A 22,313-nucleotide genomic window follows, 5' to 3' on the forward strand; every position below is an offset into this window, starting at 1 on the left:
GCCGCGGCGGGCGGGCGGCGCCGGCGCGGACTCCGGCGGCGCGCAGGGCCGTCGTGAACTCCAGGCAGCCGTCCCAACGGTCCCCGGGCGACTTCGCGAGGGCCTTCGCCAGGACGGCGTCGACCTCCGGGGGCAGCTCCGGGCGTTCCGCGGAGGGCGGCGGAGGCGGATCGTACTGGTGGGCCCACAGGAGGGCCAGGTCGTCGTCGCGCCGGAAGGGCGGGCCGCCCGTCAGCATCTCGTGGACCACGCAGCCCAGGCTGTAGACGTCGCAGCGGCCGTCCACCGGCTTCCCGGAGATCTGCTCGGGGGCCACGTAGTCGAGGGTCCCGACGAACTGCGCGACGGTCGTGAACCCCGTCAGCGACAGCGATTTCTTCGTCAGCCCGAAGTCCGTGAGGTACACGTGCTCGGGGTGGTCGCCGTCCGTGCCCTCCGCGACGAGGACGTTGCCGGGCTTCACGTCCCGGTGGACCAGGTCGTGGGCGTGCGCCGCGTCGAGCGCCGACGCGACCTGGCCCGCGATCCGCGCCACCGTCGACACCGGCAGGGGGCCCGTCCGGTCGAGCAGGGCGCGCAGGTCCTGTCCGGCCACGTACCGCATCGCGATGTACAGGAGTCCCTCCGCCTCGCCGGCCTCGAAGACGGGCACGATGTGCGGGTGGTCGATGGCCGCCGCGACCTTCGACTCGTGGGCGAAGCGCCCGCGGAAACCGTCGTTGCGGGCCAACTCCGGCGCCAGCACCTTCAGCGCGACCGTCCGGTCCAGGCGCAGGTCCCGCGCCCGGTAGACGACGGCCATGCCTCCCCGGCCGATCTCGTCCTCGACGAGGTACCCGGCGATCCGCCGACCCGGCAGGCCGGAGGGCCGTCCGCGCGGCGCGTCGGCGGCGCCGGTCACGGCCCGTCCCCGTCGGGCGTCGCGGTGACGCGGGTCGGCGCGTGCGGCACTTCCCGTACGTCGGCCCCTGCCCCGGGGTCGGTTCCGGGCGGCGGCGGCTCCGGCGCGGGCGGGGCCCCCGGTTCCGCGTCGACCGCGTACGTCGTCGGGCGGCTCCCTTCCGCGTACATCCACCGTCCCGCCGCCTCGTCGTACACCCACAGCCGGTCCCCGTCGAGGACGACGCCCGCCCGCAGTCCGAGGGTGGCGCGGCGGACGCCGTCGGGGTCGAGGCGTCCCGCGGCGAGGTCGGCGGCGGCCCCGCGGACGCGTTCCAGCGCCTCGGCGGTACGGGCGAGCAGCGGTGCGGGGTCCTCGGTCCGTTCGAGGGGCCGGCCCGCCGTCGGGGGCGGCTGCGGCACCGCCACCAGGAGGCGTCCGTCGACCCAGGCGGACCACCCGTTGGAGCAGAGGACCTCCGCCCATTCGCCGCGCCGGGACAGCAGCCGCACCGGCAGGAAGGCGTCGAGCGCGGCGGTCGGCCGGGTCGGGTCGGGGCCCTCCCAGGCGGGCAGTCCATCGCCCGGGACGACGTGCGTGGGCCGGAATCCGGCGTCGGGCGTGCCCGGTCCGCTGTTCACCGGCGCCTACTTCCGCATGATCGCGGGCTCGTGCCGGCGCAGGAGCCGGGAGACCAGTACCCCGAACAGGACGGACAGGGCCACCAGCATGCCGATGTCGAGCAGCCAGACGCCGGCGGAGTGGGCGAACAGGGGGTCGTCCGTGAGCGGGCCGGGCACGATCCGGCCGAGGTCGATGGTCGCGGCCATCGCGCCGAGCGCCCAGCGCGAGGGGACGAGCCAGGCGAGCTGTTCGATGACGGGGACCCCGTCGAGTTGCAGGAGCGCCCCGCAGAAGACCACCTGCACGATGGCGAGGAGGACCAGCAGGGGCATGGTCACCTCCTCCTTCTTCACGAGGGCGGAGACGAGCAGTCCGAGCATCATCGCGGTGAACGACAGCAGGGCGACGGCCACGATGATCTCCAGGAGCGGCGGCAGGAAGACCCCCTGGCCGCCGGGGGCGCCGAGGTCCACTCCGAAGAGGCCGACGAGCGTGAGGACCACGGCCTGCGCGACGGTGATGGCGCCCAGCACGATGACCTTGGACATCAGGTAGGCCGATCTGGAGAGTCCGACGGCACGTTCGCGCTGGTAGATCACCCGTTCCTTGACGAGTTCCCGGACCGCGTTCGCGGCGCCCGTCAGGACGCCTCCGACGCACAGGATGAGCAGGGCGTTGATCGCCGACTCACTGGTCAGGGTGCTGCCAGCGAGGGCGCGGGCCATGGCGCCCATGACGAAGGGCAGGGCGACCATGATGGCGAGGAAGGTGCGGTCGGCGCCGAGGGCGGCCGCGTACCGCCGGACCAGCGTGGAGAGCTGGGAGGCCCAGCTCTGCGCGGTGGGCGGCGGTGCGACGCCGTCCGTGGCGGGGGCGGGCCGGGTTCCGTCGGGCAGGAGGGGGCGGGCCGTGCCCGTGACGTACCTGCGGTGTTCGGGCGAGGCCTCGTACTGGCCCGCCCAGTCGCGGTCCCGTTCGTTCTCGAAGGCCTCGAAGGCCTCGGGCCACTGGGCGAAGCCGAAGAAGTCCAGGGTCCGGCCGGGCGGACCGAAGTAGGCGGTGCGTCCGCCGGGCGCGAGGACCAGCAGCCGGTCGCAGACGTCGAGACTGAGCACGCTGTGGGTGACGACGATGACGGTGCGGCCGTCGTCGGCCAGATCGCGCAGCATGTGCATGACCGAGCGGTCCATGCCGGGGTCGAGGCCGGAGGTGGGTTCGTCGAGGAAGAGCAGGGAGGGCTTCGTCAGCAGTTCGAGGGCGACGGAGACGCGTTTGCGCTGGCCTCCGGAGAGGCTGTGGATGGGCTGGTCGGCGCGCTGCACGAGGCCGAGTTCGCCGATCACCTCGTCCACCCGGGCCTGCCGTTCGGCCTTGGCGGTGTCCTGGGGGAAGCGGAGTTCGGCGGCGTAGGTGAGGGCCCGCCGGACGGTGAGTTGGGCGTGCAGGATGTCGTCCTGGGGGACGAGGCCGATGCGGCTGCGCAGTTCGGCGTAGTCGCGGTAGAGGTCGCGGCCGTCGTAGAGGACGCTGCCGTGGTCGGCGGGGCGCAGTCCGGTGAGGGCGCCGAGCAGGGTGGACTTGCCGGCGCCGCTGGGGCCGATGACGGCGAGCAGGCACTTCGCGCCGACGGGGAAGGAGACGTGGTCGAGGAGGGTCTTGCGGCCGTGGTCGACGGTGACGGCGAGGTCCTGGACGTCGAGGGAGACCTCGCCGGTGTCGACGTACTCCTGGAGCCGGTCGCCGACGAGGCAGAACACCGAGTGGCCGATGCCGACGATGTCGCCCTCGGTGACGGGGGCCCGTTCGACGGGGGCTCCGTTGAGGTAGGTGCCGTTGTGGCTGCCGAGGTCGGCGATCTCGTAGGTGCCGTCGGCGAGGGCGCGCAGTTCGGCGTGCCGGCGGGAGACGACGAGGTCGTCGAGGACGAGGTCGTTGGCGGGGTCCCGGCCGATCCGCACGGCGGTCCGCGCGGGCAGCGGCCGGACGCTGGTGGGTCGGCGGAAGGTGCCGGTCAGCTCGGGGGCGAAGACTCCGGAGGGCCGGGCCGGCCGGGCGTCGGCGACGGCTCCGGGGGCGGAACCGGGAACGGGAACGGGAGCAGGGTCGGAAGCCGGAGCCGGAGCCGGAGGTGGAGCGGGTGGCCGGCGGCCGACGAGGACGGCGCGCGGGCCGTCCTGGGGGCTGCCGAAGCGCAGTTCGCTGCCGGGGCCGACGTTCCAGGCGTGGACGCGGTGGCCATCGGCCCAGGTGCCGTTGGTGCTGCCCTCGTCCTCGACGGTCCAGTGGTCGCCGTCGGGGCGCAGTATCGCGTGGTGCCAGGAGACGCGGGCGTCGTCGAGGCAGATCTCGCAGAGGGGGTCGCGGCCGACGTGGTAGGTCCGCTCCGGGCTCATCTCGGTGGAGCCGCGGGCGGTTTCCAGAACGAGTTCGGGTGGGGTCGGCACACCGGGGCGCTGGACCATGGACAGATTTTCCCATGATCCGGCACTGCCGGCATAACAGCAGGTCAGAGGGGTGTTAAAGGTAATGACAACGGTCCCCGTTGCAGCCTTTGCCGATCGCGGCGCGGTGCGCTTCACTTCACGCGTCGGAACCGAACAAACGGCGAACAAAGACGGGGGAAGCGATGAGCGCGCACGAGCAGGCGCACGAGCACGGACACCCGGGGCGAGGCGGCCGGGAGGGCCGGGACCCCGCCGGGCGCGAGCACCCCGGGCACGGTCACGGCGCCCACGCGCACGGCCCCGGCGGGCATTCCCACGGGGTGGACCCGGACGCCGACCGCCGCTGGTTGGGCATCGCCCTGGCCCTGATCTGCGGGTTCATGGCGATCGAGGTGGTCATCGGCGTCATGGCGCACTCCCTGGCGCTGATCTCCGACGCCGCGCACATGCTGACGGACGCCGTCTCGATCGTCCTGGCGTTGATCGCGATGCGGCTGGCGGCCCGCCCGGCGCGCGGCGGTTTCACGTTCGGCCTCAAGCGTGCCGAGATACTTTCGGCGCAGGCCAACGGTCTGACGCTGCTGCTGTTGGCGGTGTGGTTGGCGTACGAGGCGGTGCGGCGCCTGATCGATCCGCCGCCGGTGGAGGGCGGGCTGGTGCTGGTGACGGCGCTGGCGGGCATCGTCGTCAACGTGGCGGCGGCCTGGTGCATCTCCCGGGCGAACCGGACCTCGCTGGCCGTCGAGGGCGCCTACCAGCACATCCTGAACGACCTGTTCGCCTTCATCGGGACGGCGGTGGCCGGTCTGATCGTGCTCACCACCGGTTTCCGGCAGGCCGACGCCATCGCCTCGCTCGTGGTGGTGGTGCTGATGGTCAAGGCGGGCTACGGGCTGGTCCGGGAGTCGGGGCGGATCTTCCTGGAGGCGGCGCCGGCCCATCTGGACCCGGACGCGGTGGGTGACCGCCTCGCCGGGCAGCCGCCGGTGACGGAGGTCCACGACCTGCACATCTGGACGATCACCTCGGGGCAGGCGGCGCTGTCCGCGCACGTGCTGGTGGAGCCGGCGGGCGACTGCCACGCCGTGCGCCGCGACCTTGAGGCGCTGCTGGAGAAGGAGTACGGGATCACCCACACCACCCTCCAGGTGGACCACGTGCAGGACGCGCTGCTCTCGGTCGGCCGGGCGGGCGACGGACAACCGGGCGACGGACACTGCGCCGACGCCCACGGCCCGGTGCACCGGCAGGGCCCGCACCCGCACTGACCTTCACCCCGCCCCGACCACTGAGCGTGGCCGGGGCGGGGCATACATGGGTCCATGACGGGACCGAACAGGTACAAGCGCAGTGCCGGGCTGCTCCTCTTCCGGCGGACCGCCGACGGGGTCGCGGAGGATCCCGGCTCGGGGGTCGAGGTGCTGCTGGGGCACATGGGCGGTCCCCTGTGGTCGGGGCGGGACGCCGGGGGCTGGGCCATCCCGAAGGGCGAGTACGGCCCGGAGGAGAGCCCGCGGGACGCGGCCCGGCGGGAGTTCACCGAGGAGATCGGGCTGCCGCCGCCGGAGGGCGAATACCTGCCCCTGGGTGACGTACGGCTGACGAGCGGGAAGCTCGTGACCATCTGGGCCGTGGAGGCCGACCTCGACCCCGCGCTGATGGTGCCCGGGACCTTCACGATGGAGTGGCCGCCGCACTCGGGCCGCGAGGAGGAGTTCCCCGAACTGGACCGGGTGGCCTGGTTCGCTCCCCCAATGGCCAGAAATAAGCTGATGACCTCTCAAATCCCGTTCCTGGAGCGCCTGTTGGGGTTCCTGAAGGGTTGACCCGACCTTTACTTGCCAACAAACCCCACCTGCATGGACATTGCACATATGACGAACGTCGTGCTGGTGGGAACCTTGGACACCAAGGGTGTCGAGTACGGCTGGCTGCGCGAGAGGCTGTCGCGCGCCGGCGTCGAAGTGATCCTGGTCGACACCGGGATCATGGGAAAACCGAAGGTGCCCGCGGACGTGCCGCGCGAAGCGGTGGCCCGGGCGGCGGGAACGGAACTGTCGGAACTGCGCGCAGCCGCCGACCGGGGCGCGGCCGTGACCACGATGGCGAAGGGGGCCGAGGCGACCCTGTTGCGCCTGCACGCCGAGGGCCGGCTGCACGGGGTGCTCGCGATCGGGGGCAGCGGCGGCACCTCCATCGCGAGCCGCGCGATGCGGGCCCTGCCGCTGGGCGTGCCGAAGGTGATGGTCTCGTCGATGGCGTCCGGGGACGTGGCCCCGTACGTCGGCTCCTCGGACCTCACGATGATGTACAGCGTGGTGGACATCGCGGGGATCAACAGCATCTCCGCCCCGGTACTGGCCAACGCCGTGGAGGCCGTCGCCGGGATGGCCAGGGGTTACGCGCGCGCCGCCCGAGACCGCGACCGTCCGGCCGGGCTCGGCTCGGGACCCCGTCCGCTGATCGCGGCCAGCATGGCGGGCGTGACCACGATCGGGGTGGACGCGGCCCGGGAGCGGCTGACCGAGCTGGGCTACGAGGTGCTGGTCTTCCACGTCAGCGGCTCCGGTGGCCGCACCCTGGAGACCCTGGCCGGGCAGGGGGTGTTCGCCGGCGTGCTGGACCTCACCCTCAGCGAGCTCGCCGACGACCTGTGCGGCGGCATCCTGACCGCAGGACCCGACCGGCTCACCGCGGCCGGGCGGGCGGGGATCCCGCAGGTGGTGAGCCTGGGGGCGCTGGACATGGTGAAGTTCGGGCCGCTGGAGAGCCTGCCGGAACGGGCCCGCTACCGCCGGGTCCGCGTCCACAACCCCTCGATCACGGTGATCCGGACGACCGAGTCCGAGTGCACGGAGCTCGGCCGTCGGGTCGCCGCCAAACTGCGGGGCTCGACGGGGCCGACGGAGGTCTGCGTCCCACTGCGCGGACTGTCGACGCTCGGCGCGCCCGGCGGGCCCTACCATGACCCCGGCGCGGACCGGGCCCTGTTCTCGGCGCTGCGCGAAGGATTGCGGGGCAGCGCGGCCCGGATCCACGATTACGACACCCACATCAACGACCCGTCCTTCGGCCGGGCCGCGGCCGACCGGTTGCACGCCATGATCGGCGCGCTCGCGGCCGCGGCCTGACCGCACACCGCTCCGAGACGCCCCTCCCGGTTGGGAACCAGCCGTGGCGGAAACGTGTCCCTGGTGGTGGCCGGTCGGGTACGACGGGTGCGGGATGCGGCGATGCCACGGACGGGGGGCGACGATGAGCGGTGAGTGGACGGTACCGGGATACAGCGAGGTACGGGAGCTCGGGGCGGGCGGCAGCGGGCGGGTGGTGCTCGCCGTCCACGACGGAACGGGCACCGCGGTCGCCGTGAAGTACCTGAGTGACCGGCTGCGCGAGGACCCCGCCTTCGTCCGGGAGTTCCGGGCGGAGGCGCGGCTCCTCGGGGGCCTCGGCTCCCCGTACGTGGTGGGCCTGTACGAGTACGTCGAGGCGCCGGGCGGCGCCGCGATCGTGATGGAACTGGTCGACGGGATCTCCCTGCGCGCGCTGCTGAAGCAATCCGGGCGTTCCGAGCCGGAGGCCGCGCTGGTGGTGCTGAAGGGCTCCCTGCTGGGGTTGGCCGCCGCGCACCGGGCCGGGGTCGTGCACCGCGACTACAAGCCGGAGAACGTGCTGGTGTCCGCGGACGGCTCCTCCAAGCTCGTGGACTTCGGGATCGCGGCGGGGCGCGGTACGACGCCCGGGGTCGCGGGAACGCCCGCCTACATGGCTCCCGAGCAGTGGCAGGGGCGGCCCGCCTCGCCGACGGCGGACGTGTACGCGGCGACGGCGACCTTCTTCGAGTGCCTGACGGGGCGCAAGCCGTACGACGGGGAGAACTTCGCGGAGCTCGCCGTCCAGCACATCGAGGCGCCGGTGCCGGAGACCGAGGCCCCGGAGCCGGTGCGCCCGCTGATCCGGCGGGGGCTGGCCAAGCTGCCGGAGCAGCGTCCGGAGAACGCCGAGGCCTTCGTCGCCGAGTTGGAGGAAGTCGCGCTGGCCGCGTACGGGCCGCGGTGGGAGGAGCGCGGGCAGCGCAAGCTGGCGGCGTTGGCCGCCCTGTTGCCGCTGCTGTTCCCGTCGGCGGGGGCCGCGGCGGCGGGTACCACCGCGGTGGCCACCACCTCGGTCGGCGGCCCGTCGGTCTGGGCTCCTGGGCGCGGCGGCTGGCTGGCGACGGGGCTGGCGTTGGTGCTGGGCGCCCTGCTGGTCCTCACGACCGACGCGATCGGCGGCACGCCGCCGGGGGCGTCCGCGCTCAGCGACTTCGCCACCACGAGCCCGTCCCCGCCGGGCGGCGCCTCCCCGCACCCGGCCCCGTCGGCCACGGTGTCCGCGGGCCCGATCCCTTCGACGTCCCCGAGCGCGTCCCCGTCGGCCTCGCCGTCGCCGTCGCCTTCCACGTCCACGACGCCGTCACCCTCGTACTCGGCCCCGCACTCGCCGAGTCCGAGCCGTTCGGTGAGCCCCACGCCGACGGTGACCCGGTCGCCGACACCTACGCCGAGCCCCACCCCGACCCTGCGGGTGACGAAGCTCGACGTGTCGCTGAACCCCGGCATCTACCGCGGCGACGCCACGGTGTCGGTCGCGACGCAGGGCACCGGCACGGTCACCGTGGTGGTGGAGTGGTTCCTCGGCAACGCGCCGGGCGCCCTCAGCACGGCCGACGGCAGCGAGACGTTCGTCGTACAGGCCGGTTCCCCGGCCTCGGTGGTCCGGTCCCACACCTTCAGCCGTGGCAACGGCTGCTACGGCGGCGTGCGGGTCACCACCAAGCCCGCCGCCGGGAACTCCTCGGCGTCCGACTCGCAGCTGCTCCGCCGCTGCCAGCAGCCGGAGCCGCCGCGATGAACGAGCCCCGCGCACCGCACGCCGATGACGAGGAGTACAGCGCCACGGTCCTCGGCAGCCACTGGTTCACCGGTCCCCCGCCGCCCGCGGACGCCGCCCCCGACCGGGTCGAGGGTTCCGTACTGCGGTTCGGGCCGGGGGTGACGGCGGCCATGCCGGCCCCGTTCCCGCTGGTCGCGGCGCCGGCCGTCGTGCCCGCGCGCGGGGGTGGCGGCTGGCGGCGGTACACCCTCGCCGTCGTGGTCCTGGCGCTCGTCCTCGGCTACCTGGGCTGGCAGCGGTTCGGGCCGTCCGTCGAGGTGCGGGACGTCAGGGTCAGTACCGACCCGCAGGGGCCCGGCTGCGACGCCGCCGCCGACGTGGTCGCCTTCGTCTCGACGAACGGCCGGCCCGGCACCCTCGTCTACCGCTGGGTCCGCAGTGACGGGACCCGGTCCCAGGAACTCACGGAGCGGGTGCCCGGCGGCCGCGAGCAGGCGACGCTGCACCTGCTGTGGACGTTCCACGGCACGGGAAGCCATCCGGCGAAGGCCGAACTCCAGCTGATCGAGCCCGTGAAGCGCACCGCGTCGGTGGAGTTCACCTACCGCTGCCGCCCGTGACGGCGGGCCCGGCGGGCGACCGTACGGGCATCCTGATCACGGCGCGGCCGCCGTCGAGGTCCACGCGGGAGCGCGGCGGGGCGCCGTCCTCCTCGTCGTCGCGCATGACGAGGGCGCTCCGGCGTTCCTCCAGCTCGTTCTGCTTGCCCGGGGAAAAGCTCGCGTGGAGCTGCTCGAAGCCGGTGGAGGAGATCTGACCCTGCCGGCCGCCCCGACGCCAGGGCAGCAGCCCGGCCCGACCGGCGCGGACGAGCGCCAGGTCGAGGAAGGCCATCACGGTGAGCACGATCGCGAGCCCGGGCAGGGTCATGAAGACGACGAAGGCCATGGCCCGACCGTAACCCCCGCTTCCGGCCGGCCGGAAGGGACGGCCCCGGGTCCGTGGCTCGGAGCCGTCCTTCCGGCCGGCCGGGCGTGGCCGTCCGGCCGAAGCGCCGCAACCCCCTGAGCCGGTTGACTCGGAGGTGTTGACGAGGGCGTGCAGGACGCCCTCAGGCACCGCCGCGTGCCACGTTCCAGCCGGCGACACCCCAACCGGAACGTGGCCGTCCCGCTCGGATGCCAAGTCCGCGCGGGGAGGCCCGCAGCCGCTTTGGGGAGTGGCTGCGGGCCGCTTCGTTCCCGTCCCCCGCCGCAACCGGGGAGACGGAGTTCAGAACCGGGCGTGGGCGGTGATGTCCGCCTCGAACTCGCCCGTCATCGCCGGCGTCACCGTCGGCCGGCACTGCGCGACCGCCGCCAGGTAGTCCTGCGTGGCCGCGCCGAGCTGGGCGGCCACCGCGCCCCGCGCGCCCACCGCCTCCAGGTCCCGCTCGAACGACACCTGGGCCGCGATCCGCGCCGCGTGCTCGATGTCGGCCGGGGTGAACAGCTCGGTCGCCGCCACGAGCGCCGCCACGTCGACGTCGGCGCGGCCGGCCGTGTACCGGGACCAGATCGCGGCGCGCGCCCCGGCGTCCGGGGTGCCGATCGGGATCAGGTAGTCGAAGCGGCCGGGCCGCAGGAACGCCGGGTCGAGCGAGCGGACCGAGTTGGTCGCGCAGACCAGCAGCCGTTCGTCGCCCTCCCGGAAGCCGGGTATCAGCTTGAGCAGCTCGTTCGTGACGCCGTGGATCCCGCCCGGCTGGGCGGGCTCGGTGCGTACCGGCGCGATCTCCTCGACCTCGTCGATGAAGACGAGCACCCGCTCCAGTTCGGCGATCCGGGCGAAGGCGTCGCGCAGCGCCGCCGCGAGGTTCCCCTCGTCGGCGAGACGGGAGGGCAGCAGTTCCACGAACGGCCAGCCGAGCCGGGAGGCGATGGCCCGCGCGAAGGTGGTCTTGCCGGTTCCGGGCGGGCCGAAGAGGGTGATGGCGCGCGGCGGGCGCACCCCGTGCGAGGCGGCCCGTTCGGGTTCGGCGAGCGGCAGCACCACGCGCCGTTCGATGAGGTCCTTCTCCTTCTCCATCCCGGCGACCTTGTCCCACAGGTCGCTCGGGAGGAAGCGGCCGCCGAGGTCGTCGAGGAGGCTCGCTGCCGGGCCGTGCAGCGGCTCGGTCTTCTCGAAGTAGGCGACGGCGGGCTGCCGGGTGTAGCCGGCGTTGAGGAGGCCCTCGCCGAGCATGTCCTCCTCCGGCAGGACGTACGCGATGCGGCCGACGCGGGCGGCTATCAGCCTGCGTTCGAGCTCGACGAGCAGGGCGCTGGCCAGTCCCCGGCCGCGCCAGCCCGCGGCGATCGCGATGCGCATGACCCAGGCCCGTTCCCCGGTCACGCAGGCGAGCGCGGCGCCGATCGGGACGCCCTGGTGGACGGCGACCACACAGGGCTGCCGGTCGGTGAGGGCGCTGATGCACTCGGCCAGGGAGAAGACGGACTCCTGGCCGAGTTCGGCCGTGGTGTCGATCAGGTGGACCACCGCGGCGAGATCGCTCTCGCGGTAGTCGTGGATGAGCCAGTTCACCGGGTACCGCCCCTCGTTCGTACTCCTGCGGCGAGGCTAGGGGCGGGGGGCGCCGGTACTCACGCTCCGTCATGCACAACACCGTGTCGGGAAACCGTCCGTGTCGTCCATAGACTGGTGTCTTCCACCGACGACCCGTACCGAGGATCAGCACGCCTTCATGACATCCCACATACCCGGCGCCGCGCCGGCCCGCAGCCGTCCGTTCCTCGTGTGGCTGCTGCCGGTCCTGTGGACCCTGGCGCTCGGTCTGTGGGGGCTCTCGCGGCAGGACAGCGTGTGGCGGGACGAGGCGGCGACCTGGCAGGTCGCCGGACGGTCGACGGGCGAGATATGGGCGATGCTCGGCAACGTGGACGCGGTGCACGGCCTGTACTACCTGTTCATGCACGGCCTCTTCGAGGTGTTCGGCGCCGGTACGACGACGCTGCGGCTGCCGTCCGTGCTCGCGGTGGCGGTGGCCGCCGCGTGCGTGGCCCTGATCGGGAACCGGTTGTCCGGGCCCGCGACCGGCCTGGGTGCCGGACTGGCCCTCGGGCTGCTGCCCGCCGTGCAGTTCCACCTCCAGGAGGGCCGGCCCTACGCGCTGGTCGCCGCCGGGTCCGGGCTGTCGACGCTGCTCCTCGTGTCCCTCGTCGGCGACGGGTCGGGGCGGCCCGGGCGGCGGACGTGGCCGCGCTGGACGGCGTACGGGCTCCTCGTGCTGGTCTGCGCGCTGCTGAACTGGCTGTCGCTCCTGGCGCTGCCCGCGCACGCGCTGACCCTGTGGTGGGTGCGGGCCGGGCGCGGGGTGTGGCTGCGGTGGGCGGCGGCCGGGGCGTGCGCGGTTGCGGGGGCCCTGCCGCTGATCCTGTTCAGCCGGGGCCAGTCCGACCAGGTGTCCTGGATACCCCCGCTGACCTGGCACATGTTGATCGGGCCGGGCATCCTGCTGGCCGTCGGGGCGTTCGGGGCGTGGACCGACCGGCCGGCCCGCGGCCGGCTCTCGGTCGCCGCCGTGGGGCTGCCGCTGCTGGCGGCGCCGCAGCTCGCCCTGATCGGGCTGTCGTTGGTGCAGCCCCTGTTCCTGGACCGCTACATACTGTTCGGCATGTTGGGTCTGGCCCTGCTGATCGGTGCCTCGCTGGGCGCGGGCGCCCGGGCCCTGGCGCCCCGTCTCCCGAGGGCCTCGACCGTGCTCGTCCCGGCGGTGGCGGGGGTGGCGGTGCTGGCCCTGCTGCCCGTGGAACTCGGCAAGCGGGCCCCGGCCAGCCGGATCGACGACGTGCTGGCCGCGGCCGGGGAGGTGGGCCGGCTGGGACGTGCCGGGGACGCGGTGCTCTTCGTGCCGGCCGCCCGGCGCGACACCGCCCTCGTCTCCCCCGGCGCCTTCCGGGACCTGACGGACGTGGCCCTGGCCGAGAGCCCGGCGGCCTCCGCCACCCTGAAGGGCGAGGAGGCCGACCCGTCCCGCATCCGCGCGGCCCTGCTGGAGCGCCGTCGCGTCCTGCTGGTCACGGACGCGGCTCCGGTCGCCCGACCGCCGGGCGCCGAGCGCGACAGGACGAAGACGGCGGTCCTGCGCGAGTACTTCACGGTGGTCGAGGACCACCAGGTCCGGGGCCGCCGCGTCACCCTCTACGAACGCCGTACCTGAGCGCGCTCCACGAACGCCGTACCTGAGCGCGGCGGGGCCGGTTCAGCGGGCGCCCGCCATGGGGCGGGCGTGGGTGCCGAGCCAGCTCAGGGAGGAGGCTGCCAGGTCGGGCCAGCCGCGGTCGACCGTCAGGGAGTGACCCCGGTCCTCGAAGCACTGGTACTCGGTGACGGCCGGGGAGTGCCGGTACTGCTTGTACGTGGACCGGGTCAGCACGTCGGGCACGGTGTGGTCGTGCTTGCCCGACATCAGGAGCAGCGGACCGCGCGAGGCGTTGTCGGTGTTCACCCGGGCCGCGGAGTGCGGGGTGAAGTTGCCGAGGGCGAGCTGGAACAGCGGTCGGGCGGGGCTCGGGATGGTCCACGCGTCGAAGAGCGCCTCCGCGTCCGGTGCGGAGACGGCGTTCGCGAAGGCGTAACGGAACTGCTCCCGGTTGAGCGAGACCGCCCGGTGGATGTTGCCGGGGTCGCGCAGGAAGGCGAACGCCGACTTGGCCTGGGCCGGGGCGAGCGCCTTCACCCCCTTGATCTGGCCCGGGGAGATGGCCACGGCCGCGGAAGCGAGGCCCTCGCCGAGCAGGTGCTGCGCGATGAAACCGCCGACGGAGTGCCCGACCAGTACCGGCTGCGCGGGCAGCGTACGGATCACCCGGGTGTACGCCTCCGCTATATCGGCCAGCCCCACGCCGGCCTGGGCTTCGGGCAGCCGGCGGGCCCCGTTGACGGTGTCGGGCACCCCCGGCCACTCCGGCATCAAGGGCTCGTACCCGGCGTCGTGGAAGCTGTCGGCCCAGCCCTGCCAGCTCGTCGAGTGCAGCCACAGGCCGTGGATGAAGATCACGGGTGTGCGCCGTGTGGTCATGACGGGACCTCCTGAAGGCCTCGGCCCCCCTGGACAGCACCTCTGCCAGTCTCGCCCAGCGGGCCGGGTCCCGCCTGTGCGACCCCCGTCGGGGGCGTCCGTGGGGCGGCCACGGCCCCGCTCCCGGATTCACAGCTGATTCATATGGAATTTCGGGCTCCGCACATGGTTTCGGCGGGGAGGCTCGGAAGATGATCCACGGCATCCTCCCCCGACAGGCCGGCCGCCCCCGTGCCCGGCGCGCCTCCCGGATCCTGCTCGCCCTGAGCGCGATGGCGGCCCTGCTGGGCGTCGACGTCCCCGACCCCGCGTCCGTGCCACCCCTGGGCGTCACCGTCGGGGCACGCCCCGGCACGGCGGCGGACCGGGTGGGCGCGCTGTTCGCGGGCGGGCTGGACGGCGGCCACTTCTGCACCGCCGCCGTGGTGCGCAGCGAGGGCCACGACGTGATCGCGACGGCCGCGCACTGCCTGGACCGACCCGACACCACCGTCTTCGCACCGGGCTACCGGGACGGCGAGGCCCCGTACGGGGTGTGGCGGCTGACCGACGTGTTCGTGGCCCCCGGCTGGCGGGACGAGGAGGATCCGGACGCCGACATCGCCTTCGCGACGCTCGCCCCGCTGGACGACGCCCGGATCGAGGACGTGGTCGGTGGCTTCCCCGTGGCAGGGCAACAGCCGGGAACGGTCCCCGTCACGGTCGTCGGCTACCCCAGCACCCGCGAAACCCCGCTGAGCTGCACCAACGCCACGGAACTGTTCTCGTCGACGCAGCGCCGCATCGACTGCCCCGACCTCAGCGGCGGCACCAGCGGCAGTCCCTGGCTCGTGGCCGGGGAGCTGGCCGGCGTGCTCGGCGGGTACGAGGGCGGCGGCACGGTCCCGGAGGTCTCGTACAGCGCGGTGATGGGCGAGCGGGCCCGGGCGCTGTACCGGGAGGCGTCCGCCCCGGGAGCCTTCGCCCTGGCCGCGCCCGCCTCCGGGTGAGGTCAGGCGGTAACGGCCGCGGTGAGGGTCATCGGGGGCTCCCGTCCGCGTCATCGGCCTGCGCCGGTGAGAACCAGGTCGGTTCGTCGAGGAGGGCGCGCCGGACGCGTTCCAGGGCGAACCGCTCCAGCGGCGGCAGCTCCGTCGTCCCGAACCAGGCGACCTCCAGCAGTTCCCCGTCGTGGGCGCGGGCCTCGCCCCCGGTCGGGCGGCAGCGGAAGGTGATGTCCTGGAACTGGCAGACGTCCCCGTTGGGGTAGACGATCGGCGCCAGCATCTCGACGAGGACGACCCGCTCGGGGACGCACCGCACGGCCGTCTCCTCGTACACCTCGCGGACGGCCGTCGTCGCGGGCTGCTCACCGGGTTCGGCGATCCCGCCGATCACCGACCAGCGCCCGGTGTCGGCGCGGCGGCCGAGCAGGACCCGGCCCGCGTCGTCGACGACCACGGCCGTGACCCCGGGCAGCAGGAGCAGTTGCTGCCCGGCGCCGGCCCGGATCGCCCTGATGAACTCGGGTGTGCTCATGCGGCCCTCCCGGCGCGGATCCGGCGGGCCAGGACCGTGGCGAGCCCGCCGGCGGCGATCAGGAGCAGCGCGTACTCGGGCAGCGGGCCGAACCGGGTGGCGGGGGTCTCCGTGGAGCGCAGCGGGATCTCGGCGACCAGCGCGTCGGCGGTGAACAGCTTCGTCCGCTCGCTGATCGTTCCGTCGGGCCGGATGACGGCGCTGACACCGCTGGTGACGGGCACCAGTACCGTCCGGCTGTGCTCGACCGCCCGGATCTGGTCCATGGCGAGCTGCTGGTAGGTCATCTGGCTCCGGCCGAAGGTGGCGTTGTTGCTGGGCACGGCGATGACCTGGGCGCCGGCCCGGACGGTGGAGCGCACGGCGTCGTCGAAGGCGGCCTCGTAGCAGGTGACCATGCCGACCCCGCTGCCGTTCATGTCGAACACCCCGGGCTCCTTGCCGGGGCCGAAGTCCCGGCGGACGCGGTCCACGTCGGCGCTGAAGAGGCGGACGAAGGACCGCATGGGGATGCGCTCGCCGAACGGCTGGATCTTGCGCTTGTCGTAGGTGTCCACGGGGCCCTTGACCGGGTCCCACAGGATCATCGTGTTGCGCAGCGGGCCCGTGTCGGGGGCCAGTACGGAACCGATCGCGACGGGCACCCCGATGGCCTTCACCGCGTGGTCGATGACCGCGTAGGCGTCGGGTTGGGTGTAGGGGTCGATGTCGGAGGAGTTCTCCGGCCACAGGACGAAGTCGGGCTTGGGGGCCCGACCGGCCTTGACGTCCTCGGCGAGCTGGATCGTACGGTTCGCGTGATTGTCCAGGACCTGGCGGCGCTGGGCGTTGAAGTCGAAGCCGAGGCGCGGGACGTTGCCCTGGATGACGGCCGCCACCGCGGTTCCGTCCTCGGCCGCGTCGGAGACCAGGGGGCGGGCGACGAGGGCCGCGCCGATGGGCGCGGCGACGGCCAGCGCGGCGAGCGCGGCGGTGGTCTGCCGGGGGTGTTCGCGGGTGGTGCGCAGGACCTCGTAGAGGCCGAAGCCGCACAGCGCGACGCCGAAGGAGAGCAGCGGGGTCCCGCCGAGGGCCGCGAGCGGGACGAAGATCCCGTCGGCCTGCCCGAAGGCGAGCTTGCCCCAGGGGAAACCACCGAAGGGGGCGCGGGCCCGCAGGGCCTCGTCCGCGACCCAGACGGCGGCGGCCCACAGCGGCCACCCCGGCAGCTTGCTCACGAGGGCGATGCCGAGGCCGCCGAGCCCGATGAAGAGGGCTTCCAGGGTGACGAGGGCGAGCCACGGCACCGGGCCGACGCCCTCGCTGGTCCAGACGAGGAGCGGCAGCAGGTAGCCCAGCCCGAAGAGGAATCCGAGTCCGAACCCGGCCCGGGCCCGGCGGCCGCGCAGGCACCCGGCCAGCAGGGCGAGGGCCAGGGGTGCCAGCCACCACAGGGGTCGGGGCGGGAAGCTGAGGTAGAGCAGCACTCCGGCGAGGGCGGCGAGTACGGGCCGCGCCAGCCGTGCGGCCCTGCGCGGCAGCGCGCCGGTTCCGGGTGCGCCGGTTCCGTCGGTGTGCGCGTCGGATGCTGCTCCGGGTGATGCGGGGGGCGACGGGGAGGGGTCGTTCCCGGCGTCGCGGGTGACACTGCTGCTCATCTGGCGGAGTGTACGTCCCCGCATGCCAAAGGCGGGTAAGGCCCGGGGCGGGGCCCCCTGACGGGCGATGCCGACGCCCCCCGCGTCCACGGCGGCGGCGTCAGCCGGCCAGGGCGCGCAGGTGGGCGCGGATGACGCGGACGGCGTTCTCGGCGTCGTCGACGGTGACCGTGAACAGCTTGCCGTCCCCGAGCCGCAGTTCCACGCCCTCGCCGCGCCGGACGATGATGGCGGTCCCCTGCTCCGGACGCCAGCGGTAGCCCCAGCCGCCCCACTGTTGCGGGGTGATGCGGGGTACGAACTCGGCGGAGGTGACCTCGGAGAGCGGGATCGTGCGGCGCGGGAGCCCCACGTGGCCGCAGCGGACCTCCAGGACCTGGGAGTCGATGGTGACGGCGACGTGCACGAACGCCAGGGTGCCGTAGAGGATCAACAGCCCCGCGGCGAGGCAGCCGACCACGGACATGAGCAGCGGGACGATCCCGGCGGTCCAGGAGCCGTCGACGGCGAGCTCGATCCCGAGCGCCAGGCACGCGGCTCCGGCGGCGGCGAGGACCCACTGCACACGGTTGGAGGCTCGGCCCGTCCAGAGCGGCCCCGGGGGGTGACCCGTCATGTGTAGCAGCGTACTCACGTTCCGCATGTACGCCACCGCCTCTCGCCCAGTCGGTCGACGGACCCGTGGTCCTCTCGTGCCCGGGGGGTGCGTGGTGCGTCTGCCCGTCCGTACACCCCGGAAACCCGGCCTCGGCCGGGGAGCAGGCGGACCAGGGCGTCCCGCAGGCCGGTCGGCGGACGGTGCGGACGGTAGTGCGGATGCCGTCGGCGCCGACGGCGAGGTCGGCGTCGGGGGCCGTTCCGGGGGCCCCGTCGCCGCGCCGCGTGCTCCTCATGCCCGTCCTCCCGTCCTCCCGTCCTCCGGTCGTCCGGTCCACCGGCCGGGGGTTCCGCACCCGGATCGCACGGGGCGCCCGACCGGAAGCCCCACGAACGCGGTACCACGTTCGTGGTACCTCATCCGTGGTACCACGAACGTGGTTATCCTGCCGACGTGAATCAGGACCGGAGGGACAAGCTGCGCGACGCCGCCGTGGCCGTACTGGGCGGAGCGGGCGGGCGCGGGCTGACGCACCGCGCCGTCGACGCCGCCGCCGACGTGCCGCCGGGCACGACCAAGAACTATTTCCCGACCCGCGACGCCCTGCTCCGCGCCGTCGCGGAGCGCTGCCTGGAGCAGTACCTGGCCGTTGCCTCGGCGCTCGCCGGATCGGGAGCCGGGTCGAAGGCGGAGGCCGGCTCGGGGGCGCGGCCAGGGTCCGGTGCGGAAGCGGAAGCCGGGGTCGTACCGGAACCGTCCGCCCGGCCGGGGCCGGCCGCGTTCCTGGCGGGACTGCTGCGCGACGTCGCCGGACCCGGCCGGACCCGGATGCTCGCCTACCTGGAACTCCAGGGCGAGGCGGCCCGGCGACCTTGGCTGGCCGCGCTGATCGACCCGATCGGCGCGGGTGATTTCGCGGCCCACCGGCACCTGTTGGAGGCGGCGGGGCTGCCCGCCGGATCCGACGGGGCCCGCACCCTGACGCTCGCGCTGCACGGCGCGATCCCGCACCTGCTGGCCGGCGCCCCCGCGACCCTGGCGGCGGCCGGCCTCGACGACCCGGACGCCTTCGCGCGCCGCCTGCTGAACACCGTGTGCCCCGAGGAGACCCCGTGACCACCCGACTCGACCGCGCCGTGGGCGCCGTACTCGGTTCGGCGGCGGGCGACGCCCTCGGCGCGCCCTACGAGTTCGGCCCGGCGGGCCAATTGACCGCACGGGGACAGGAGATGCGCGGCGGTGGCGGCTGGGATCCGGGCGAGGCGACCGACGACACGCAGATGGCGGTCCTGGTCGGCGAATCCCTGCTGGAGCGCGGCGGCCTCGACCTGCCCGACGTCTTCGCCCGGTTCCAGCGGTGGGCCGCCGGCCGTCCCAAGGACATCGGTCTGCAGACCGAGGACGTGCTGACCAACGGCGAAGCCTGGGACCTGGCCGCCGCCCTGCACTTCCAGATCAACGCGCGTGCGGCGGGCAACGGTTCCCTGATGCGGGCCTCCACCTCGGCCGTGTACTTCGCCGCCGCCGGACGGGAGGCCACCATGGACGCCGCCCGGCGGATCGCGGCCCTCACCCACGGCGACCGGGCCGCCTGGGAGGGCACCGCCGTACTGCACGAGCTCGTGCGCGTCGCCCTGGACGGGGCCGACCCGACGGCCGCGCTGCCCGGCGTCCTCGACGCGGTGCACGCGGACCACCGCGAGCGGTACGCCCGCGTGCTCGACCCCGCCTGGCACCCGGGCCTCGCCACCGAGTTCAACGGAGCGGTATGGCCCTGCCTCGGATCGGCGGTGTGGGCCCTGCGGACCACCACCGGCTTCGCCGAAGCCGTTCGGGCCGCGGTGGACCTGGGCGGGGACACCGACACCGTCGCCGCCGTCACCGGGATCCTGGCCGGCGCGGTTTACGGGGGGACGGCGATCCCGGCCGAATGGACGGACCCGCTCCACGTACCGCTGCCGGGCTTCGGTGACCGGGTCCTGGACGCGGCGGCCCTGCGCGCCCTGGCCGGACGCCTCGCGACGATCGGCTGAGCGGGCATGGAGTGAAAACCACCGGCCGGGGGGCGGCGCGGGGGGACTTCGTACGCGCGGCCACCGGCCAGGGGAGGGACCAAGGGGGGGCTTCGCGCGGGCGCCTGTGCCGGCGTACGGACCGAGGAGGCCTTCGCGCGGGCGGTCCCGGTCAGCCGCAGCCGCACCCTCCGCAGCCGCCGTCACCACCGCAGCCGGTCCCGCCGCAGCCGCCCGCGGTCTCGTTGGTACGCCGGTCCCGGCCGGCCTTCTCCTTCTCCGTGCGCAGCCGTGCCTGCTCCCGGCGGCGTTCTTCCGCGCGGGCCCGCATCCGTTCCGTGTTCTCCCGGTGCGACACACCTGCGGGGATCCACCGGTCGAGGCCGTGCCGGCGGCGCGGAAGCAGCACGGCCGCGGTCAACCAGGAGCTGATCCGGGACCCGCGGCCGTCGTGGACCGCGTACTCCAGTACGACCTCGGAGCCCTCGCGGGGCACCCCGTACAACACCGCCTCGAAGGGCTCACCGTGGGCGTCGACGTCGTGCAGCGCGCGCCGGGTTCCCGCCGTCGGCCCTCCGGCGAGCATCCGCACCTCGGCCCGGGTGTCGACGCCACGTGCCCGGAAGGCGATCAGGGGCCGCCCGGCGGTTTCGTCGGCGTCCGGGTACAGCCAGTGGTGCCCCGACCGGGAGATCCGTACGCCGACGACCATGGCCGGCAGGCCGACGTCGCGCAACCGCCGCGCGGCCCGGTCGGCGCTCCCGCCGCGGCCGAGGAGGGTGCTGCCGAGCACCAGCAGCGGCGCGGCGGTCCACTGCCGACCCACCGCGTCGTACGGGACGGCCTCGCCGTGGGTGCCGAAGTCCCGTACGAGTCCGTCGAGTAGGACCGCCCCGCCCGCGAGGCAGAGGAACACGCCTAACAGGATCGCCGGGATGCCGCGCCGGCCGTGCCCGTCGGGCAGTGGCCCGGGCACGGGGAAGCGGGCCGGCCCGGCCGCCGCCAGGGCCCGTTCCGCCTGCCTACGGCGGGCCCTCAGTCGCAACAGCGCCCCGACCAGCGCCCACAGCGCGGCGAGGCAGACGAGGCCGAGACCGACCCGGGTGCGCGCGGCGCCGGTCCCCCGTACGACGAGGGCCGCGCCCGACTCCAGGGCGATCAGAGCGGCCGACACGGCGGCCGCGCCCGGCAGGTACCGGAACCAGATGGGCAGGGCCACCAGCAGGAGGGTCATCGGGTAGGCCCGCCAGGCCGTTCCGACCGCCCCTTCCGGCGCCCCGGTCCAGGCGATCGGCAGGAAGGAAACGACGACGAGGACGGCGAGCACCCAACTCCCGCCACCCGGCGCGAAGAAGAGCGGCACCCGCTCCTTGAGCCAGCTCTCGGAGGCCGGAACTCCCCATGTACATACGCCGGTTGCGGGTATCACCCCGCTCGGCACGTGCTTGGCGTAGGCAGTCACGGCTTCAGTATGCGAGCGCACCCCGCGCCGCGGAACGGGCGTTGACGGAACGGGCATTGACGGAACGGCGCTCGGCGGGAGGGGAGTTGGCCGGACGGGTCGGGTCGGCCGGTCTCACCTCTCGCCGCGCGGGTGCGCGGACCGGGGCGGGCCGCCGGAGGGGACGCCCCCGTCCGGGGTCATCCTCCGACGGACGCGTTCCGCGCCGACTCGGCGAGCAGCCGGCCCTCGGCGTAGCCGAACGCGGCGCGCGGGAGCTCGCCGGGACGCCCGCTGAGCAGGACGCTCAGCCCACCGGTACGCGGCAGCCCGGGGCGGGGTTCGACGCCCACGCGGCGCAGCGCCTGGAGGGCGACGGCCTCGGCGGATCCGTGGAAGGCGAAGGGGGCGCCGCCGGTGCGGGCGTCGACGGCGGCCCGGATCAGATCCTCGACGAGCTCGTAGTGGGTGCAGCCGAGGACGACGTCGGTGACGTCGGGCGGGGTCAGCGCGGCGGCCGCGGCGACGGCCCGTACGACGGCGGCCTCGTCGGCCGCTTCGACTGCGTCGGCGAGACCCGGACAGGGCACCTCGGTCACCTTCGCGCCCGCGGCGAAGTCACGGATCAGGCCGCGCTGGTAGGAGCTGCCGGTGGTGGCGGGGGTGGCCCAGATGGCGACGCGCCCCCCGGCGGCCGCGGCGGGCTTGATCGCCGGAACGGTGCCGATGACGGGGATGGCGGGCTCAAGATCGCCCCGCAGGGTGGGCAGGCTGTGCACGGAGGCGGTGTTGCAGGCCACGATCAGAGCGTCCGGACGGTGCGCGGCGGCGGCCCGGGCGACGGCACGGGCACGCTCGGTCAGGTCGGCGGGTGTGCGCGGCCCCCAGGGCATCCCGTCGGGGTCGCAGGACAGCACCAGATCGGCGTCCGGCCGCAGCCGACGCGTCGCGGCGGCCGCCGCCAGGAGGCCGATTCCCGAGTCCATGAGAGCGATCTTCACCCGGCCACCTTAGTCGACCCCCCGCCCCGGACCCCTCCCGACCGCCACCGTACGAGGCCGACCGACCCACCCGGCCGCCCCGCCCGGCGGCGCCCTCCGCCCCTGCTCGGCGCACCCGCGCCCGCCCGGCCGGGCAGCGTCCCGCCTCGGGAGGGTCCGGCCGCGGCCAAGGTGCGCGTCTTCGCGAACGAACTGGCCAAGGGCATCAAACCGGTGGCGGTCCG

At 74.3% G+C, this 22,313-nt stretch carries 20 protein-coding genes; 9 read left to right on the forward strand and 11 right to left on the reverse strand.

Annotated features, from left to right (window positions below; all coding sequences use genetic code 11):
* The 3 genes from NOD94_RS31015 to NOD94_RS31025 form a co-directional block, all read right to left on the reverse strand.
* A partial coding sequence (locus tag NOD94_RS31015; protein WP_281209486.1) for a serine/threonine-protein kinase occupies positions 1-901 on the reverse strand: 901 nt, incomplete at its 3' end.
* On the reverse strand, positions 898-1,521 hold the full coding sequence (locus NOD94_RS31020) for a hypothetical protein (protein WP_281209487.1): 624 nt from the start codon (positions 1,519-1,521) through the stop codon (positions 898-900). The genes NOD94_RS31015 and NOD94_RS31020, both read right to left, overlap by 4 nt.
* A gap of 6 nt (positions 1,522-1,527) precedes the next feature.
* Complete coding sequence (locus NOD94_RS31025; RefSeq protein ID WP_281209488.1) at positions 1,528-3,966, reverse strand: FHA domain-containing protein; 2,439 nt, start codon at positions 3,964-3,966, stop codon at positions 1,528-1,530.
* 164 nt (positions 3,967-4,130) lie between these two features.
* On the opposite strand from NOD94_RS31025, the gene NOD94_RS31030 reads away from it, so the two are divergent.
* From NOD94_RS31030 to NOD94_RS31050, 5 genes are all read left to right on the forward strand, one after another.
* Positions 4,131-5,216, forward strand: a complete 1,086-nt coding sequence (locus tag NOD94_RS31030; protein ID WP_281209489.1) for a cation diffusion facilitator family transporter — start codon at positions 4,131-4,133, stop codon at positions 5,214-5,216.
* 54 nt (positions 5,217-5,270) lie between these two features.
* Positions 5,271-5,774, forward strand: coding sequence for an NUDIX domain-containing protein (locus tag NOD94_RS31035; RefSeq protein ID WP_281209490.1), 504 nt, complete (start codon positions 5,271-5,273; stop codon positions 5,772-5,774).
* 48 nt (positions 5,775-5,822) lie between these two features.
* Positions 5,823-7,079 (forward strand): Tm-1-like ATP-binding domain-containing protein, encoded by a 1,257-nt coding sequence (locus NOD94_RS31040; protein WP_281209505.1) that lies wholly within the window; start codon positions 5,823-5,825, stop codon positions 7,077-7,079.
* A gap of 124 nt (positions 7,080-7,203) precedes the next feature.
* Positions 7,204-8,841 carry a serine/threonine-protein kinase gene (locus NOD94_RS31045; RefSeq protein ID WP_281209491.1) on the forward strand — a complete coding sequence of 546 codons (1,638 nt, stop codon included), beginning with the start codon at positions 7,204-7,206 and terminating at the stop codon, positions 8,839-8,841.
* Positions 8,838-9,443 (forward strand): hypothetical protein, encoded by a 606-nt coding sequence (locus NOD94_RS31050; protein ID WP_281209492.1) that lies wholly within the window; start codon positions 8,838-8,840, stop codon positions 9,441-9,443. The genes NOD94_RS31045 and NOD94_RS31050 overlap by 4 nt, the downstream gene beginning before the upstream one ends.
* On the opposite strand, the gene NOD94_RS31055 is transcribed toward NOD94_RS31050, so the two are convergent.
* Entirely contained in the window at positions 9,421-9,771 is a 351-nt protein-coding gene (locus tag NOD94_RS31055) for a DUF6191 domain-containing protein (protein ID WP_281209493.1), read from the reverse strand. The two genes, NOD94_RS31050 and NOD94_RS31055, sit on opposite strands and share 23 nt — an antisense overlap.
* A gap of 324 nt (positions 9,772-10,095) precedes the next feature.
* A complete protein-coding gene (locus NOD94_RS31060; RefSeq protein ID WP_281209494.1) occupies positions 10,096-11,385 on the reverse strand; it encodes a bifunctional GNAT family N-acetyltransferase/ATP-binding protein in 1,290 nt (429 codons plus the stop codon).
* A 160-nt stretch (positions 11,386-11,545) separates the two neighbouring features.
* Here NOD94_RS31060 and NOD94_RS31065 point away from each other — a divergent pair, with 160 nt between their 5' ends.
* Positions 11,546-13,021 (forward strand): hypothetical protein, encoded by a 1,476-nt coding sequence (locus tag NOD94_RS31065; protein ID WP_281209495.1) that lies wholly within the window; start codon positions 11,546-11,548, stop codon positions 13,019-13,021.
* A gap of 42 nt (positions 13,022-13,063) precedes the next feature.
* Here NOD94_RS31065 and NOD94_RS31070 read toward each other — a convergent pair whose 3' ends face one another.
* Positions 13,064-13,882 carry an alpha/beta fold hydrolase gene (locus NOD94_RS31070; RefSeq protein ID WP_281209496.1) on the reverse strand — a complete coding sequence of 273 codons (819 nt, stop codon included), beginning with the start codon at positions 13,880-13,882 and terminating at the stop codon, positions 13,064-13,066.
* A 191-nt stretch (positions 13,883-14,073) separates the two neighbouring features.
* Between NOD94_RS31070 and NOD94_RS31075 the strand changes: the two genes are divergently transcribed.
* Positions 14,074-14,871 carry a trypsin-like serine protease gene (locus NOD94_RS31075; RefSeq protein WP_281209497.1) on the forward strand — a complete coding sequence of 266 codons (798 nt, stop codon included), beginning with the start codon at positions 14,074-14,076 and terminating at the stop codon, positions 14,869-14,871.
* Between the two features lie 28 nt (positions 14,872-14,899).
* Here the strand turns inward: NOD94_RS31075 and NOD94_RS31080 are convergent, their stop codons facing one another.
* From NOD94_RS31080 to NOD94_RS31090, 3 genes are all read right to left on the reverse strand, one after another.
* Positions 14,900-15,400 (reverse strand): NUDIX domain-containing protein, encoded by a 501-nt coding sequence (locus NOD94_RS31080; RefSeq protein WP_281209498.1) that lies wholly within the window; start codon positions 15,398-15,400, stop codon positions 14,900-14,902.
* Complete coding sequence (lnt, locus tag NOD94_RS31085; protein WP_281209499.1) at positions 15,397-17,037, reverse strand: apolipoprotein N-acyltransferase; 1,641 nt, start codon at positions 17,035-17,037, stop codon at positions 15,397-15,399. The genes NOD94_RS31080 and lnt overlap by 4 nt, the downstream gene beginning before the upstream one ends.
* A 100-nt stretch (positions 17,038-17,137) precedes the next feature.
* Positions 17,138-17,680 (reverse strand): hypothetical protein, encoded by a 543-nt coding sequence (locus tag NOD94_RS31090; protein ID WP_281209500.1) that lies wholly within the window; start codon positions 17,678-17,680, stop codon positions 17,138-17,140.
* A gap of 408 nt (positions 17,681-18,088) precedes the next feature.
* On the opposite strand from NOD94_RS31090, the gene NOD94_RS31095 reads away from it, so the two are divergent.
* Both NOD94_RS31095 and NOD94_RS31100 read left to right on the forward strand, forming a co-directional pair.
* Complete coding sequence (locus NOD94_RS31095) at positions 18,089-18,751, forward strand: TetR/AcrR family transcriptional regulator (RefSeq protein ID WP_281209501.1); 663 nt, start codon at positions 18,089-18,091, stop codon at positions 18,749-18,751.
* Positions 18,748-19,668: an ADP-ribosylglycohydrolase family protein gene (locus NOD94_RS31100; protein ID WP_281209502.1), complete on the forward strand. Its 921-nt coding sequence runs from the start codon at positions 18,748-18,750 to the stop codon at positions 19,666-19,668. The genes NOD94_RS31095 and NOD94_RS31100 overlap by 4 nt, the downstream gene beginning before the upstream one ends.
* Before the next feature lie 151 nt (positions 19,669-19,819).
* Here the strand turns inward: NOD94_RS31100 and NOD94_RS31105 are convergent, their stop codons facing one another.
* Together NOD94_RS31105 and NOD94_RS31110 are read right to left on the reverse strand one after the other, a co-directional pair.
* On the reverse strand, positions 19,820-21,109 hold the full coding sequence (locus NOD94_RS31105; protein WP_281209503.1) for a hypothetical protein: 1,290 nt from the start codon (positions 21,107-21,109) through the stop codon (positions 19,820-19,822).
* 179 nt (positions 21,110-21,288) lie between these two features.
* On the reverse strand, positions 21,289-22,089 hold the full coding sequence (locus NOD94_RS31110; protein ID WP_281209504.1) for an aspartate/glutamate racemase family protein: 801 nt from the start codon (positions 22,087-22,089) through the stop codon (positions 21,289-21,291).
* Positions 22,090-22,313: the final 224 nt, after the last annotated feature.

Source organism: Streptomyces sp. Isolate_45 (genome assembly GCF_024721315.2).
Taxonomy (GTDB): Bacteria; Actinomycetota; Actinomycetes; order Streptomycetales; family Streptomycetaceae; genus Streptomyces.